The sequence below is a fragment of the Streptomyces purpurogeneiscleroticus genome (assembly GCF_020024005.1).
Lineage (GTDB): Bacteria > Actinomycetota > Actinomycetes > Streptomycetales > Streptomycetaceae > Streptomyces > Streptomyces purpurogeneiscleroticus.
Genome location: NZ_NHSG01000303.1, coordinates 19,573 through 35,967, shown reverse-complemented (window position 1 = coordinate 35,967; position 16,395 = coordinate 19,573). Strand labels below are relative to the sequence as shown.

The 16,395-nt window shown below is 70.7% G+C and carries 14 protein-coding genes; 10 read left to right on the top strand and 4 right to left on the bottom strand.

Annotation, left to right across the window (positions count from 1 at the left end; all coding sequences use genetic code 11):
• Positions 1-69 precede the first annotated feature (69 nt).
• On the bottom strand, positions 70-798 hold the full coding sequence (locus tag CCS38_RS19675) for a type 1 glutamine amidotransferase (RefSeq protein ID WP_223734612.1): 729 nt from the start codon (positions 796-798) through the stop codon (positions 70-72).
• 31 nt (positions 799-829) lie between these two features.
• Positions 830-2,068, bottom strand: a complete 1,239-nt coding sequence (locus tag CCS38_RS19670; protein WP_223734611.1) for a Mur ligase family protein — start codon at positions 2,066-2,068, stop codon at positions 830-832.
• A 256-nt stretch (positions 2,069-2,324) separates the two neighbouring features.
• Between CCS38_RS19670 and def the strand changes: the two genes are divergently transcribed.
• Positions 2,325-2,879 carry a peptide deformylase gene (gene def, locus CCS38_RS19665; RefSeq protein ID WP_223734610.1) on the top strand — a complete coding sequence of 185 codons (555 nt, stop codon included), beginning with the start codon at positions 2,325-2,327 and terminating at the stop codon, positions 2,877-2,879.
• 53 nt (positions 2,880-2,932) lie between these two features.
• Here the strand turns inward: def and CCS38_RS19660 are convergent, their stop codons facing one another.
• Positions 2,933-3,574, bottom strand: a complete 642-nt coding sequence (locus CCS38_RS19660) for a TetR/AcrR family transcriptional regulator (protein ID WP_223734609.1) — start codon at positions 3,572-3,574, stop codon at positions 2,933-2,935.
• Positions 3,575-3,724: 150 nt separating this feature from the next.
• On the opposite strand from CCS38_RS19660, the gene CCS38_RS19655 reads away from it, so the two are divergent.
• The 7 genes from CCS38_RS19655 to CCS38_RS19625 all read left to right on the top strand — a co-directional run bounded on the left by CCS38_RS19655 (position 3,725) and on the right by CCS38_RS19625 (position 12,138).
• A complete protein-coding gene (locus CCS38_RS19655) occupies positions 3,725-4,954 on the top strand; it encodes an acyl-CoA dehydrogenase family protein (protein ID WP_223734608.1) in 1,230 nt (409 codons plus the stop codon).
• Between the two features lie 97 nt (positions 4,955-5,051).
• Entirely contained in the window at positions 5,052-6,710 is a 1,659-nt protein-coding gene (locus CCS38_RS19650; RefSeq protein WP_223734607.1) for a pentapeptide repeat-containing protein, read from the top strand.
• Between the two features lie 251 nt (positions 6,711-6,961).
• A complete protein-coding gene (gene gcl / locus CCS38_RS19645) occupies positions 6,962-8,749 on the top strand; it encodes a glyoxylate carboligase (protein WP_223734606.1) in 1,788 nt (595 codons plus the stop codon).
• A 113-nt stretch (positions 8,750-8,862) separates the two neighbouring features.
• A complete protein-coding gene (locus CCS38_RS19640) occupies positions 8,863-9,687 on the top strand; it encodes a TIM barrel protein (RefSeq protein ID WP_223734605.1) in 825 nt (274 codons plus the stop codon).
• A 67-nt stretch (positions 9,688-9,754) separates the two neighbouring features.
• Complete coding sequence (locus CCS38_RS19635; protein WP_223734604.1) at positions 9,755-10,654, top strand: 2-hydroxy-3-oxopropionate reductase; 900 nt, start codon at positions 9,755-9,757, stop codon at positions 10,652-10,654.
• Between the two features lie 127 nt (positions 10,655-10,781).
• A complete protein-coding gene (locus CCS38_RS19630; protein WP_223734603.1) occupies positions 10,782-11,405 on the top strand; it encodes a TetR/AcrR family transcriptional regulator in 624 nt (207 codons plus the stop codon).
• A gap of 190 nt (positions 11,406-11,595) precedes the next feature.
• Entirely contained in the window at positions 11,596-12,138 is a 543-nt protein-coding gene (locus tag CCS38_RS19625) for an SUKH-4 family immunity protein (protein WP_223734602.1), read from the top strand.
• Between the two features lie 263 nt (positions 12,139-12,401).
• Here the strand turns inward: CCS38_RS19625 and CCS38_RS19620 are convergent, their stop codons facing one another.
• A complete protein-coding gene (locus CCS38_RS19620) occupies positions 12,402-13,478 on the bottom strand; it encodes an MBL fold metallo-hydrolase (protein WP_223734601.1) in 1,077 nt (358 codons plus the stop codon).
• A 236-nt stretch (positions 13,479-13,714) separates the two neighbouring features.
• Here CCS38_RS19620 and CCS38_RS19615 point away from each other — a divergent pair, with 236 nt between their 5' ends.
• Together CCS38_RS19615 and CCS38_RS19610 are read left to right on the top strand one after the other, a co-directional pair.
• Complete coding sequence (locus CCS38_RS19615) at positions 13,715-15,379, top strand: class I adenylate-forming enzyme family protein (RefSeq protein WP_223734600.1); 1,665 nt, start codon at positions 13,715-13,717, stop codon at positions 15,377-15,379.
• 110 nt (positions 15,380-15,489) lie between these two features.
• Entirely contained in the window at positions 15,490-16,005 is a 516-nt protein-coding gene (locus tag CCS38_RS19610) for a GNAT family N-acetyltransferase (RefSeq protein WP_223734599.1), read from the top strand.
• Positions 16,006-16,395 lie beyond the last annotated feature (390 nt).

Below are 16,395 nucleotides of genomic sequence, written 5' to 3'. Positions count from 1 at the left end.
AAAGCCCCCCTCGCCCGTTGAAACGGCAAGGGGGGCCTCGCGCCGAAACGTTGCTTTACGCCTCGCGCCTCACGCCGGCTGCGTAGCCGCCGCGATCCGCTCCTGGCGCAGCGCCTCGTACCAGTGGTCGTTCACCGGCGGCAGCGCGTTGACGTCCAGCGCCAGCTTGATCAGCAGGTCGGCGATGTGCGGGTTACGGGCCATCACGGGACCGTGCATGTACGTACCGAAGACCGTGTCGTTCCACGCGCCCTCGTAGCCGTCACCCACGCCGTTGCCGTTGCCGAACCGTACCTTCGCGAACGGGCGGGCGGTCTGCCCGAGGTGGGTGACGCCCTGGTGGTTCTCGAAGCCGGTCAGCGGCGGGAGGTTGAGGCTCGGGTCGATGTCGGCCAGTACGTCACCGACGCACCGCTCGCCCTCGCCGCGGGTGCTCACCACGTCCAGCAGCCCGAGGCCCTGCTCGCGCTCGCCCAGGTCGTTGATGAACTCATGGCCCAGGATCTGGTACCCGGCGCACACCGAGAACACGATCGCGCCATTGGCGACCGCCCGGTTCAGACCGCCGTCCCGGCGCAGCCGCTCGGCCGCCAGCCGCTGCGGCCGGTCCTCGCCGCCGCCGATCAGGTAGATGTCGCCCGAGGTGGGGATCTGCTGGTCGGAGCGGACGTCCAGGCGCTGGACGTCCAGCCGGCGCTGCCGCGCCCGGCGCTCCACCACCAGCGCGTTGCCCTGGTCCCCGTACGTGCTCAGCAGGTCCGGGTAGATCCACACCAGACGCAGGCTGTTGTCACTCATGCTTGCTCGTCCTTGTCCGTTGCGGATCGGGTCAGTTGCCCACGCGGCGGCGCAGGTCCTGGAAGGCGGTGTAGTTGGCGATGACCTCGATACGGCCGGGCGGTGCCTTCCGTACGGCCTCATCGACGTTCTCGCACACCTGGAAGTCCAGGCCCGCGACCTCCAGCCGGACCGCGAGGTCCAGCTTGCGGTCGCCGATCACGAAGATCGGGTGGCCGGAGAGCCGGGTGTAGTCGACGTCCCAGAGCCAGGAGGTGTCCGTACCGTCGGCGCCGCGGGCGTTGACGGACAGGATGACCGGGGTCGGCGGCGGGTCGATCAGCGAGAAGGTCTCCAGCCAGCCGGCCGGGTTCTTCGCCAGCAGCAGCCGCAGCTCGCGCTCCATGAAGGAGACCACGTCGTACCGGCCCGCGACCGCCTGGACCGAGTACATCCGCTCCAGGGCGACCTGCGGGGGCACGCCGAAGGCCGCGGCCACCGCGGCCGAGGTCGTGGCGTTGGCCTTGTTCGCGCGGCCGGGCAGCTGGAGCTTGATCGGCCAGGCCGAGCCGTGCGGGTCCAGCACGTGGTCGCCGGAGAGCGCCCAGCTCGGCGTCGGGCGGCGGAAACCGCACTCGCCGCAGAACCAGTCGTCGCCGGGGCGCTGCATCACGCCGCCGCAGGACGGGCAGGACCAGGCGTCGTCCTTCCACTCCTGGCCCGCCGCGACCCATACGACGTTGGCGGACGAGGAGGCCGCCCAGACGATCAGCGGGTCGTCGGCGTTGGCGACGACGAGCGCCTTGGAGCCGGACAGGCCCTCGCGCCACTTCTCCGCCAGCATGCGGGTCTCGGCGGCGCGGTCGAGCTGGTCACGCGAAAGGTTGAGCAGCGCGATGGCCTTGGGGGTGACGTCCCGGGCGACACCCGCGAGGTACTTCTCGTCGACCTCGATGACGCCGTACTTCGCGTCCGAACCCCCGGCCAGCGCCGAGGTGATGCCGGCCGGCATGTTCGCGCCGAGCGCGTTGGAGACCACCGGGCCGCTGGCCCGCAGCGCCTCCGCGATCAGCCGCGTCGTGGTCGTCTTGCCGTTGGTCGCGGACACCAGGACCACGTCCAGGTGCTGCGCGAGCCGGGCCAGCAGGTCGGGGTCGAGCCGGAGCGCGACCTTGCCACCGATCACCGATCCGCTGCCGCGGCCCACCGCGCGCGACGCCGCCGCCGCGGCCCTGCCCGCCGTCACGGCCAGCTTGGCCCGCGGCGACAGCGGGTCCGTGTTGCCTGCCATCGTCCTAGATCCTCCTTGCATCCGGCGCCCTCCTGCCCCCGGGGCCGCCGGTGGAACGCCCCTCCGTACCGGCCCGGCCGGCCGGGAGGCTGTGGTTGGGGATCAGCCTATCGATTTCCGCGCCGGGGCCCGAACCAGACCACCCGTGAGGGGGTGTGCAGGTCGCCCTTCGGCCGCCGTATCGGACGGAACGGCCGGGCCGGGCGGCCGGGACCGGAACGCTGCTGGTCATCGACCGGAACGTACCCTTGCCCCCATGCGAAACCGCGCCATCCCCGGCAGTTCCGGCCGCGTCCGCCCCATGCGGCTGCTCGGCGACCCGACCCTCCACGCGCCGTGCGAGGAGGTCACCGAATTCGGTCCGGAGCTGGCGCGGCTGGTGGAGGACATGTTCGCGACGATGTACGCGGCGCGGGGTGTCGGCCTCGCCGCGAACCAGATCGGCGTCGCGCAGCGGGTGTTCGTCTACGACTGCCCGGACGACGAGGACGTCCGCCACCTCGGGCACGTGGTCAACCCCCGGCTCGTGGCGGTGGACGGCGAGCTCCTCCGCGGCCCCGAGGGGTGTCTGTCGCTGCCCGGGATCGAGGCCGGTACGCCGCGCCACGACGAGGCGGTGGTCGAGGGCGTCACGCTGGACGGGGAGCCGTGCCGGATCTCCGGTACCGGCTTCTTCGCCCGCTGCCTGCAGCACGAGTGCGACCACCTGGACGGCGGCCTGTACCTCGACCACCTCACCGGCCTGCGCCGCCGCCGAGCGCTGCGGGCGGCGGCGAGAGCGCCGTGGGCGGGGCGGACGGTGGCGGGCTAGCGGGCCCCTCCTGTCCTTCCTGCCCCTCCTGTCCTTCCTGCGGCTCCTGTGGCTCAGAACCCCGGTCCCCCCGGCCGGTCGCCCGCTGCCGCGAGGCGGCCCCACAGCAGGTCCGCGAGATGCTGTACCAATTGCGCCCGCGAACACGGCTGCTCGCGGAGCCACCAGTCGCCGGCCGCGTGCATCATCCCGACGATGCCGTGGCCCCACACCCGCGCCAGCTCGTCGCCGACCGGTCCCAGGTCCACCCGCTCGGCGATGACCTGCGCGAGCTCCTCGCCCATCCGCCGCAGCAGGGGAGCGGAGTGCCGGCCGACGTCGAAGCCACTGTCGGGCGTCTGCCCCTCGTCGGACGGATGCATCAGGAAGCGGTAGACCTGCGGCCGGGCCTCGATGGCCGCGAGGTAGGTGTCGAGCGTGGCCTCGACCCGGTCCCTTCGCGGTACGGGGGAGTCCAGCGCGGCCCGCAGGCCGGCGAGGAGGGCGTCGGTGTGGCGTACGGCGAGCGCCCGGTACAGGCCGCCCTTGTCGCCGAAGTGCCGGTAGAGGATCGGCTTGGTGATGCCGGCCTCGGCCGCGATCGCGTTCATCGACGCCTCGGGGCCGTCGCGGAGCACCACGCGGTCCGCGGCCTCCAACAGCTCGCGTCGTCGGCGCTCACTGGCCGTACGGCGGCTCTCCTGTGTCATTTCCATTCGTCCGGCTCCCCGCCCTGGTGACTTCGTGCTGTTCGCGCAACGTAACACCCTGTCCCGGGACGGGAGATATCGGTCGCTGAGGTTGACAGTGCTTACTCGTGAGTAACAGACTGCTGTTACCGCAAGTAACGCACTGCTGGAGGGGTCATGGCCGAGTTCATCATGGAACTCAACGACGAGCAGAAGGAAGTCCGGGACTGGATCCATGGATTCGCCGCGGACGTCATGCGCCCCGCCGCCGCCGAGTGGGACGAGCGCGAGGAGACGCCCTGGCCGGTGATCCAGGAAGCGGCCAAGATCGGAATCTACTCGCTCGACTTCTACGCCCAGCAGTACTTCGACCCCACGGGCCTCGGCATCCCCATGGCCATGGAGGAGCTCTTCTGGGGCGACGCGGGCATCGCCCTGTCGATCGTCGGCACCGGCCTCGCCGCGGTCGGTGTCCTCGCCAACGGCACCGAGGAGCAGATCGGCACCTGGATACCGCAGATGTACGGCGACGTGAACGACGTCAAGGTCGCCGCCTTCTGCTCCTCCGAGCCCGACGCCGGCTCGGACGTCGCCTCGATGCGTACGCGTGCCGTGTACGACGAGGCCAAGGACGAGTGGGTCCTCAACGGCACCAAGACCTGGGCGACCAACGGCGGCATCGCCAACGTCCACGTCGTCGTCGCGGTCGTCGACCCGGAGCTGGGCTCCAAGGGCCACGCCTCCTTCATCATCCCGCCGGACACCCCCGGCCTCTCCCAGGGCCAGAAGTTCCAGAAGCACGGCATCCGCGCCTCGCACACCGCCGAGGTCGTACTCGACAACGTCCGCGTCCCCGGCAGCTGCCTGCTCGGCGGCAAGGAGAAGCTGGACGAGCGGCTGGCCCGCGCCCGCGAGCGCGCCAAGGCCGGCGGCGGCGAGCGCGTGAAGAACGCCGCGATGGCCACCTTCGAGGCGTCCCGCCCGGCCGTCGGCGCGATGGCCGTCGGCACCGCCCGCGCCGCGTACGAGGAGGCCCTCGAATACGCGAAGACCCGCGAGCAGTTCGGCCGCCCGATCATCGACAACCAGGGCGTCGCCTTCCAGCTCGCCGACATGCGGACGTCGATCGACGCGGCCCGGCTGCTGGTCTGGCGCGCCTCCTGGATGGCCGTCAACGGCAAGCCCTTCACCGCCGCCGAGGGCTCCCAGTCCAAGCTCTTCGCGAGTGAAACCGCAAAGAAGGTCACGGGCCAGGCCATCCAGATCCTCGGCGGCAACGGCTTCACCCGCGAGTACCCGGTGGAGCGCATGCACAGGGATGCTGCCATTTACACGATCTTCGAGGGCACGAGCGAGATCCAGCGGCTGGTGATCGCGCGGACGCTGGCGGGGATGCCGATCCGCTGACGCTCCCGGGCGGTACGCACCTCACGTGATCGGGCCGGTACGTACGCCACGTACCGGCCCGTTGCGCTGCGCGTGCCGTGCTGATCAGATCACCGGCATGGACACGACTCCACCGGACTGGCACGACTGTGGCTTCGGGGCGTCCGCGGACGATCCGCTCGGGTGCCGGGGCGCGCGGGCCGGCGCGGGCCGGTGCCTGGCACACCTCGAACCCGCCGATCGCGAGGCGTACCTGGCGGGGCTGCGGCCCGGCGCGGATCTCGACTGCCGTGGGGTGACGCTCGACGCGGAGCTGGTCAGGGACTTGCTGGCGCGGCTGCGCGGCGACGACGGCCGTCCGGTGTGCGGGGACGCCCTGTTCACGCATGCGCGGTTCACGGAGGACACGGACTTCTCGCGCGTACGGTTCGACGGCGAGGGCGTCTTCGAGGGGGCGCATTTCGAGGCGTCGGTGGTCTTCGACGGCGCGCGTTTCGAGCGGGGCGGCTGGTTCGGCGGGGCGTCGTTCGCGGGGCCCGCGGGATTCGGTGGCGTACGGTTCGCGGAGGACGCCGGATTCGGGTCAGCGGATTTCCGCGCCAGGGCGTGGTTCGGTGGCGCCCATTTCGACGGCCGGGCGTGGTTCGGGGAGACGGTTGTCCACGGTGACGCGGAATTCCTTCGGGCGGTTTTCGCCGGTGGTTGGGTGGGGCCTCTCGTATGTCAAGGAACGCTCGTGCTGCACGAGGCGGAATTCCGTAACGCCCTGCAGATAACCGTCATGGCGGCACGTATCGATGTCCGTTCCGCGCGTTTCGAAGGAACCGTCGCACTGCGCGCGCGATGGGGGACGATCGATCTCACCGATGCCGTGCTTCTCTTCCCGAGCTCGGTGGCGACCGACCTCTCCACGCCCCGCCACCCCGCCGAAGAAGCGCTCTCGGGCGCCCATGACATCGACGTGTCGATCGCCTCGATCCGCGGGGTCGACGCCTCGATGCTGCTGCTCAGCGACGTGGACCTGAGCCGCTGCCGCTTCTCCGGCGCACACCACCTCGACCAGCTGAGATTCGAGGGGAAATGGCGGCTCTCCGCCGCTCCCCGAGGAGTGCAATGGAGCCGGGGAATTCCCCGGTGGTGCACCAAGCGCCTGATCATCGAAGAAGAGCGGCTATGGCGCACGCTGCCCAGCCGCCGCCCGCCCGCGCGGCACGCCTGGGGTGACCCGCCGGAATCACCGGATGACGTACCGGGACTCGCTACGCTCACCACCACCTACCGCCAGCTCCGTAAAGCACGCGAGGACGCAAAGGACGAGCCGGGGGCGGCGGATTTCTATTACGGCGAAATGGAAATGCGTCGGTACAGTCACCGGTGGCACAAGGCGGAGCGCTGGCTGCTGCAGGCGTACTGGCTGCTCTCCGGGTACGGCCTGCGCGCCTCCCGCGCCCTCGTCGGGCTCGGCATCGCGATGGCGGCCACGATCGTGCTGATGATGGCGTTCGGGCTGCCGGACACGCCCGCGCGCCCCTACCCGGCGAGCGCCGGCGTCCTCGGGAAGCAGCACCCGCAGCTCCAGCGGCCCTTCGTTGACCGCTTCACGGGGGAGCGCGCCGAGAAGGCCGCCGACGTGGTCATCCACTCCGTGGTCTTCCGCGCCAGCGGCCAGGGCCTGACCACCGCCGGTACGTACATCGAGATGGCGTCCCGCCTCTCCGAGCCGGCCCTCCTCGGCCTCGCGGTGCTCGCCGTCCGCGGCCGCGTCAAGCGCGGCTGACCCTCCCGAGCCGCTCACCTCGCCACTTCCCACACGACGCCCTCCCCGGCTCACCTGCCGGGGAGGGCGTCGTGCTGTCCGGACCCGGCTCGGCTGAAGGGCGCGGTCCGCTCTTGACGGCTGCCGCGTCTCGCTCTACTTTCGTCTTCCATAAAGCAAAACAACTTTTCCAAGATGCGGAAACGGCGAGTTCCGGGCCTTGCGCCGGAACGTGTCCGCGTCCTGATTGGCCGACGACGCAGGAGTACTCGATGCCTCGTATGACCGCCGCGCGTGCGGCAGTGGAGATCCTCAAGCGCGAGGGCGTGACCAACGCCTTCGGCGTGCCGGGTGCGGCGATCAACCCCTTTTACGCGGCTCTGAAGGCCGGCGGCGGCATCCAGCACACGCTCGCCCGCCACGTGGAGGGCGCGTCGCACATGGCCGAGGGGTACACCCGTACCCACCCGGGCAACATCGGTGTCTGCATCGGTACGTCCGGCCCCGCCGGCACCGACATGATCACCGGTCTGTACTCCGCGACCGGTGACTCCATCCCGATCCTGTGCATCACTGGCCAGGCGCCCACCTCCGTGCTGCACAAGGAGGACTTCCAGGCCGTCGACATCGCCTCGATCGCCAAGCCGGTCACCAAGAAGGCGACGACCGTGCTGGAGGCCGCGCAGGTCCCCGGCGTCTTCCAGGAAGCCTTCCACCTGATGCGGTCCGGCCGTCCGGGCCCGGTCCTGATCGACCTGCCGATCGACGTCCAGCAGACGGAGATCGAGTTCGACCCCGAGACGTACGAGCCGCTGCCCGTTTACAAGCCTGCCGCGACCCGCGCCCAGATCGAGAAGGCCCTCTCGATGCTGAACGAGGCCGAGCGCCCGGTGCTGATCGCCGGTGGCGGCGTCATCAACGCCGACGCCTCCGACCTCTTCGTGGAGTTCGCCGAGCTGACCGGCATCCCGGTCATCCCGACCCTGATGGGCTGGGGCGTCCTCCCCGACGACCACGCGCTCAACGCCGGCATGGTCGGCCTGCAGACCTCGCACCGTTACGGCAACGAGAACTTCCTGGCGTCCGACTTCGTCCTCGGCATCGGCAACCGCTGGGCCAACCGCCACACCGGCTACAAGATGGACGTCTACCGCAAGGGCCGGAAGTTCATCCACGTCGACATCGAGCCGACCCAGATCGGCAAGATCTTCGCCCCGGACTACGGCATCGCCTCCGACGCCAAGGCCGCGCTGGAGCTCTTCGTCGAGGTGGCGAAGGAGATGAAGGCCGCGGGCAAGCTGCCGGACCGCGGCGAGTGGGCCGCCTCCACCCAGGAGCGCAAGGCCACGCTGCAGCGCCGTACGCACTTCGACAACATCCCGATGAAGCCGCAGCGCGTCTACGAGGAGATGAACAAGGCGTTCGGGCCCGAGACCCGGTACGTCACCACCATCGGCCTCTCCCAGATCGCCGGCGCGCAGATGCTGCACGTCTACAAGCCGCGCCACTGGATCAACTGCGGCCAGGCCGGCCCGCTCGGCTGGACCATCCCCGCCGCGCTCGGCGTCGCCACCGCCGACCCGGACGCGCAGGTCGTCGCGCTCTCCGGCGACTACGACTTCCAGTTCATGCTGGAGGAGCTGGCCGTCGGCGCGCAGCACCGCATCCCGTACGTCCACGTCCTCGTCAACAACTCCTACCTGGGCCTGATCCGCCAGGCGCAGATCGGCCTGGACATCAACTTCCAGGTCAACCTGGAGTTCGAGAACATCAACTCCCCGGAGCTGGGCGTCTACGGCGTCGACCACGTCAAGGTCGCCGAGGGCCTGGGCTGCAAGGCGATCCGCGTCACCGATCCGGCCGAGCTGGGCGCCGCCTTCGAGCAGGCCAAGAAGCTCGCCGCCGAGCACCGCGTGCCGGTCGTCGTCGAGGCGATCCTGGAGCGGATCACCAACATCTCCATGAGCAAGACCGCGGACATCAGTGATGTCACGGAGTTCGAGGAGATCGCCACCGAGCCGTGGCACGCGCCGAGCGCGATCGCGCCGCTGAAGAGCTGACGCGAAGAGCCGACGCTCAAGAGCTGACGCCGACGGGCCTCCCGCCTGCGCCCCGTACGCGGGAGGCCCGCCCCGACCCCCTGTCGTCCGCACCGGAAGGAAGACCACCCCTCATGGGCTTCACCGACTCCCGTTTCGACGTCAACCTGTCGATCCTCTTCACCGAACTGCCGCTGCTGGAGCGCCCCGCGGCGGCGGCCGCCGCCGGCTTCACCGAGGTCGAGCTGTGGTGGCCGTGGATCGACGCGCCCGTGCCCGAGCAGTCCGAACTGGACGCGCTGCGGCACGCGCTGCAGGACGCCGGCACCCAGCTCGTCGGCCTGAACTTCTACGCCGGACAGCTGCCGGGCCCCGACCGCGGCGCCCTGTCCATCCCCGGCGAGGAGTCCGACAAGTTCCGCGCCAACATCGACGTCGCCGCCGACTTCGCCCAGTCGCTCGGCTGCAAGGCCCTCAACGCGCTCTACGGCAACCGCGTCGACGGCGTGGACCCCCAGGTCCAGGACACCCTGGCGCTGGAGAACCTGGTACTCGCCGCCCGCGCGGCCGACCGCGTCGGCGCGACGCTGCTGATCGAGGCGCTGAACCAGCCCGAGTCGCCGCTCTGCCCGATCGTCTCCGCGCCCAAGGCCATCGAGATCGTCGACAAGGTCAACGCGGCCACCGGGCTCGGCAACGCCAAGTTCCTGATGGACCTGTACCACCTGTCCATGAACGGCGAGGACCTCAACGAGGTCATCGACGCCTACGCGGACAAGACCGGGCACGTGCAGATCGCCGACAACCCCGGACGCGGCGCGCCCGGCACCGGCGACCTGCCGCTGGCGGACCTGCTCGGTCGCCTGAAGAAGGCCGGTTACGACGGCTGGGTCGGCCTGGAGTACAAGCCCGGCGACCGCCCCAGCTCGCAGGCGTTCGGCTGGCTCTACAGCGCCTGACCGTCCGACCGCCCTTATTTCCCCTGAGAACCGTCCCCATTTTCCCCTGGAAAGGATCACACTCTCCATGAGCAGCAACCTCCCCAAGATCGCGTGGATCGGCCTGGGCATCATGGGCTCCCCGATGGCGGAGAACCTGATCAAGGCCGGCTACTCCGTCACCGGCTTCACCCTTGAGCAGGACAAGCTCGACCGGCTGGCCAAGGCCGGCGGCACTGCGGCCGCGAGCATCGCCGAGGCCGTCCGCGACGCCGATGTCGTGGTCACCATGGTTCCCGCCTCCCCGCAGGTCGAGGCCATCGCGTACGGCCCCGAAGGCATCCTGGAGAACGCCAAGTCCGGCGCGCTGCTGATCGACATGTCCTCGATCACCCCGCAGACCTCCATCGACCTGGCCAAGAACGCCGCCGAAAAGGGCATCCGCGTCCTGGACGCCCCGGTCTCCGGCGGCGAGGCCGGCGCCATCGAGGCCGTGCTGTCCATCATGGTCGGCGGTGACCAGGCCGACTTCGACGAGGCCAAGCCGCTGTTCGACGCGCTGGGCAAGACCATCGTGCTCTGCGGCCCGCACGGCTCCGGCCAGACGGTCAAGGCCGCCAACCAGCTGATCGTCGCCGTCAACATCCAGGCGTGCGCCGAGGCCGTGGTCTTCCTGGAGAAGTCCGGCGTCGACCTCGCCGCGGCCCTGGACGTCCTCAACGGCGGCCTGGCCGGCTCCACCGTGCTGAGCCGCAAGAAGGACAACTTCAAGAACCGCGACTTCAAGCCCGGCTTCCGCATCGACCTGCACCACAAGGACATGGGCATCGTCACCGACGCCGCCCGCACCGTCGGTGCCGCGCTGCCCGTCGGCTCCGTCGTCGCGAACCTCGTGGCCTCGCTCCGAGCCCAGGGCGACGGCGGCCTGGACCACTCGGCCCTCCTGCGCGGCGTCGAGCGCCTGTCGGGCCGGCCGGTCAAGGACTGACCAGTCACCACCTCCCGCTGAGAAGCGCCGCCCGGATCCGTCCGGGCGGCGCTTCGGCGTGCGTACGGCTGCGTGTGGATCCGTACTGCTGCGTAGACTGAGCCAACGTTCGTTCAGTAGGAGGGGGATGATCCAGGTGGATGCAGAGCGGCCGGCGGGCCAGCAGGCCGTCCTCGAAGCCGCCCGGCACGAGTTCGCCGAGCGCGGCTACGGCGCGGCGTCCATCCGCGGCATCGCGCGCCGGGCGCAGGTCAGCCTCTCCGCGATGTACCACTACTACGCCGGCAAGCAGGAGCTGCTGCACGCCCTGCTGGACGAGAGCAGCGCCCAGTACTTCGCGTCCTGCGAGGCGGAGCTGGCGCGGGCCGGCGCGGACGCGGGGGAGCGGCTGGCCGCCCTGGTGCGGGCCACCGTCCGGTACCGCGCCGAGCACCGGCTGGAGAGCAGCCTGCTGCTGACCGAGTGCCGCCACCTCTCCGAAGGCCGGCTGAAGGAGGCGCGGCAGCGGCAGTACGACGGCTCGCGGCTGTTCCACGAAGTGGTCGACGGGGGAGTGGCGCAGGGCGTGTTCCGTACGCCGCATCCGGAAGATGCCCGGCGCGGCGTGATCGCGATGTGCAACGCGGTGGCGCAGTGGTACCGCGCGGGCGGCGATGTGGGCGTCGGAGAACTGGCCGAGCGTTACGTCGAGTTGGCTCTCGTACTGGTCGAGTACCGGCCGGCCGGCAGCCTCCCGCGCCGGTCCGGCTGATCCGCGGCGGCGGGCGCCGGGGCGAGGTTCGGCCACCTTCGGACACCGGATTTTAACGACCGTTCAATTCTCTTTCCTGCTCCTGTCTGCTCTTTCGCGCCGCGCCGCGTGTTCAGATGTCCGACTCGCCGGACGGTTGTTCCCGGTAGAGTCCCGCCGCGTGCGGTCAGCCGTGGGGGGAGGGGCTCCTGTGCCGAAATATGAAGAGCTGGTGGCGTGGGCCGGTGCCGGACAGGTCGTCCGGGCCGACCCGGACGCCGTGGCGAAGTGGCGGATACCGGACCGTCAGAAGGCGTTACTGGTGACCACCGGGATACCGGTGGTGGACAACCTCATCGGCACGGCGTGCTTCCAGCACGAGCCCGAACCGCAGCTGCGCACCCGCGACGGCCGGCTCCTGTACCGGCTGACGCAGAACACGCACGGCAGCCGCTCACCCGCGCTGACCTGGGCGTTCGGCGTCGATCCCGACTCCGGCGCGGTGTACTACGTACTGCCCGACGGCGAGGCGTGGTTCGCCAACTCCTCGATAGAGCTGTGGCTGCGCACGCTGCACCACTACGGGCTGCACGTGAGCCGGTCGGCGGTCCTGAACGACCCGCACGGCGACGAAGGTGCCGCGGTGGCCGAGCTGGGGCGGCTGGCGGTACAGCTGAAGGCCATCGACCCGCCGGCCTTCGACGGGTTCGTGGGCTACATCTGGGTGGAGTTCCTGGAGAGATGGCTCTGGTGAGGCGTCCGGAGACAGGGCTCCGGTGAGGTGTCGCCGATCGGTCTCGGACCTTTACCGGTCTCTTTGCGTCGAGTAGCAGTCGCTTTGCGTCGAATTCCCGGCCGGATGTCTGCCGTCGTCGTGGCTGGCGAGAACGTGCCGCCGCTGGTCGGCGCGGGTGCGGCAGCGCGGTGCGCCCGCGCGCGTGAGGCCCGTGACAGGCATGCAACTCGTGTGTCGAGTGGGCCGTTTTCGCGGGAGCGCGCACTGACGTGGTACGGCGGTCAGGCCGCGTCCACCGGTGCCCAGCGCACCGGCCGCGCCGGTTCACCGGACCGCTCCGGCCCGCCCGCCCTCTCGGTGATCTCCCCGCGGGCCGCCAGCAGCTTCAGATGGGCGAGCGTCTCGCCGAGTGCGAAGCGGCGCTGCTGGAGGCCGAACTCCTGCCAGCTGCGCGACCACTTGAGGTGCGCCGCCAGCTCCCAGGCGGTGCTGCCGGGCGCCGCGGTGACCGCGGCCAGGGTCTCGGCGAGCCGCTCGGTGTGGTGCCGCGCGAGGTACGCGAGCCGCTGGTCCAGCTGCCGGAAGCGGTACTCGTGCGCGGGCAGCACCTCGGCCACGTCGTAACCGGTCAGCTTGTCCAGCGAGCGCAGGAAGTCCGCGAGGGGATCGCCGACGCTCTGCAGGAGGTACCCGACCGAGGGCGTGATCCGCGGCAGTACGTGGTCGCCGGAGAAGAGCAGCTGCCGGTCCGGGTCGTAGAAGCAGGAGTGGCCGGGGCTGTGGCCGGGCGTCCAGACGACCCGCAGGTCCAGGCCGGGGAGGGCGATGCGCTCGCCGTCCTGGAGGAGGACGTCGGGGCGCGGGGCGCGGAACAGCCGGTCGGGGTCCATCATGTCGGCCGTGGCGTCCGCGTCGGTGCCGGACATGCCGTGCTCCGTCAGGTGCCCGACGTACCCGCGCCGCCACTTGTCGTACGTGTCGAGATCGGGGCGCATCGCATGGGCGTCCAGCTCGTGCAGTGCGACGTACGCGCCGGAGGCGTCGCGGACCCGGCCCGCCAGGCCCAGGTGGTCGGCGTGGTTGTGGGTGACCAGCACGGCCTTGACGTCGCGGACGTCGTGACCGATGGCGGTCAGGCCGTCGTTGAGCGCCTGCCACGAGATGTCGGCGTCCCAGCCCGCGTCGACCAGCGCGAGGCCGCCGCGCACCTCGAGCGCGTAGACCAGGACGTACCGCAGTGGGTTGTCCGGTATGGGTACGGGGAGGGACCACAGGCCGTCCCGGACGCGTTCGACGGGCGGCAGTACGCCGTCCTGCCAGGCCCGCCACTGCACGGTGCCGGTGATCTCGGGTGTCACAGCAGGTCCCGTCCCTTCGCTGTACCGGAACGACCGGCGCAAGACCAGAAACGCCAGCACGATGACGAACGAGCGTTAAGTTTACAAGCCACCGATCCGCCGGGGCAGACGGAGCGGCGCTGGTCTGTGGCGGGGCGCTCGAAGGCGCTCCCGCCCCTGGACAGGGCTTGTGATGCCGCCATAGCTTATCGATCGTTCGGCTTTATGTGATCTCCGGTCTCCCGAGGAGTCGCCCCATGCCGCGTACCGCACTGGACTATCCGCAACTGCCCGTCGGCGCCGCGCTCGCCGGGGCCGCGCGGCGCTATCCCGACCGGCTCGCGCTGACCGACGGGCAGGAGAGCCTGACGTACGCCGAGCTGTACGACCGGGCACTGCGGTTCGCGCGCGGCCTGCACGAGCACGGCATCGCGCCCGGCGAGACCGTGCTGCTGATGATCCCCAACTGCCCGTGGTTCCCGGTCGCGTACTGGGGCACGCTGCTGGCCGGCGCGGTCGTCAGCCCCGCCAACCCCGCGCAGCCCGCGGCCCCGCTGGCGGCGCAGCTCGTCGACTCGGACGCCCGCGCGGTGATCGCGTACGCGGGCGCGCTGCCGTCCGTGTACGCCGCCGACGCACCCGGCGTGCGCTTCACCGCCGTCGTACCGGGACCGGGCAACGGCCCCGGCACCCTCCCCGAGCCCCCGGCCGGCCGTACCGTGCTGTCCGCCGGAGACCTGCTGACGCACGGCAGAGCCGAGCCCGCGCGGCGGCGCCCGGACGACGTGGCACACCTGGCGTTCACCGGCGGCACCACCGGCCGCTCCAAGGCGGTCCGCGTGCTGCACCGCAACGTGATCGCCAACGTCGCCCAGACCGTCCGGGTACGGGCCGCCGTGCGGCTGTACGACGCGGACGGCGTGCTCGGCGTGGACCGCGACGAGGCGGCCGCGACGCCCCACCAGTCCGTCCCCGGCACCGAGTCGACGATTTCCGTCGCCCCGCTCTTCCACGCGATGGGCCTGGTCGGCATGGTCGCGCACACCGTCATCGGCACCACGGCCGTGCTGCACACCCGCTTCGACCCCGTCCGCTACCTCGACGACATCGAGGCCCACCAGGTGGCCATGGTCGGCGGCTCGCCCACGATGTACCGCGCCCTGCTGGCCTCCCCGGCGAGCACCGGGCGCCGCCTGAAGTGCGTACGCAACATCAACTCCGGTGCCGCGCCGATGGACCCCGCGACCCGGCAGCGGCTCACCGAACTCTTCCCGGACGCCCTGTACACCGAGGGCTACGGGCTCACCGAGGCGACCATGGCGCTGGCCACGTGGCCGCTGGACGCCGCCGCCGGGACCCCGCACGGCACGGTCGGCGTCGCGCTCCCGGACACCGAGCTGTCCATCCGCGACCTGCTCGACCCGGAGCGCGAACTGCCGGTGGGGGAGACGGGCGAGCTGTGGGCGCGCGGCCCGCAGATCACCGACGGGTACCAGGGGCACCCCGAACTCACCGCCGAGCAGTACGCCGGCGGCTGGCTGCGCACCGGCGACATCGGGCGGCTGGACGAGCGGGGCCACCTCTTCCTGTCGGGGCGCGCCAAGGACATGCTCATCTACAAGGGCTACAACGTCTATCCGCTGCACCTGGAGGACATCCTCGCCGGGCATCCGGCGGTGGCGGCGGCCGCGGTGATCGGCGCGCCCGCCGCGGACGCGGGCGAGATACCGGCCGCCTACGTGGTGCTGCGGAACGGCGCGGCGGTCACGGCGGAGGAGCTGATGGCGTACGTCGCCGAGCGCGTCGCCCCGTATCAGCGGGTGCGCGAGCTGCACTTCACGGACGCGCTGCCCGTCTCGGCGGCGGGCAAGGTGCTCAAGACCGCGCTGCGCGAGCGGCACGCCGCCCGGACGGCGGAGTAGCCCGGAGGACCGAGCAGCCCGGACGACCGGGTGGCCCCGACGACCGGAAGATCGCGGCCGCCGGTTCGCACCGGTGCGGCGGCGGGGCCCGGCCGCTAGCGTCATGGCGTATGCAGACGACTCTGTACGGCGCCGACGTGGTGCTGCGCCCCGCCACGGAGGACGACATCCCCGCCCTGGCCGCGATCCGGGGCGAACCCGAGGTGTACGCGCGCTGGCGCGGCGGGAAGGACCTGGAGGCCGAGGTCGCCGATGACCTCGCCTCACCCGACGAGTACACGTACACGATCGAGTACGCGGGCCGGATCATTGGCGCGATCCAGTGGTCGCAGGAATCGGATCCGGACTATCGGCATGCGAATATCGACATCTATCTGACGTCGGCGCTGCACGGCCGGGGGCTCGGCACCGACGCCGTGCGCACGCTGGCGCGGCACTTGCTGACGGAGCGTGGTCATCACCGGATCGCGATCGATCCGGCGGCGGACAACGAGGCGGCGATCCGCAGCTATCGGAAGGTCGGCTTCCGGCCGGTCGGGATCATGCGCCAGTACGAGCGCGGACCCGACGGCACCTGGCACGACTCGCTTTTGATGGATCTGTTGGCGGCGGATCTCACGAACTGAGCGGTGTCGGCGGCCCGTCAGAGGGGTATGTCGCCGGCAGGCTTCTGGCATATGCCAAACGGTCGCTGCCGCTGTCGGATGCGGTCGCGATGACAACAGGGCGTGAAACAGGCGCTGTCGACCGCGGACGGAGAAGGGGGAATTAAGTTCATCATCGATCAGGACGAGCTGTTCTGCGGTGCTCCATGACAGATATATGCGTAGTTGAATGGGGTGCAGCGCGCTCGTCGGGAGGTGCGGCCACCCGGCTGGACCGGTGTGCGCACAGTGGGAACCGGAACCTGTCGTGCGGGAGTGGCACGAAGTGGCACGAGACAACTTGAGCGGCTTGTCCGGCCGTCGGCCGATGTCGGAGAGGAACGATTTTTCCCATGCATGATGTGACACGTT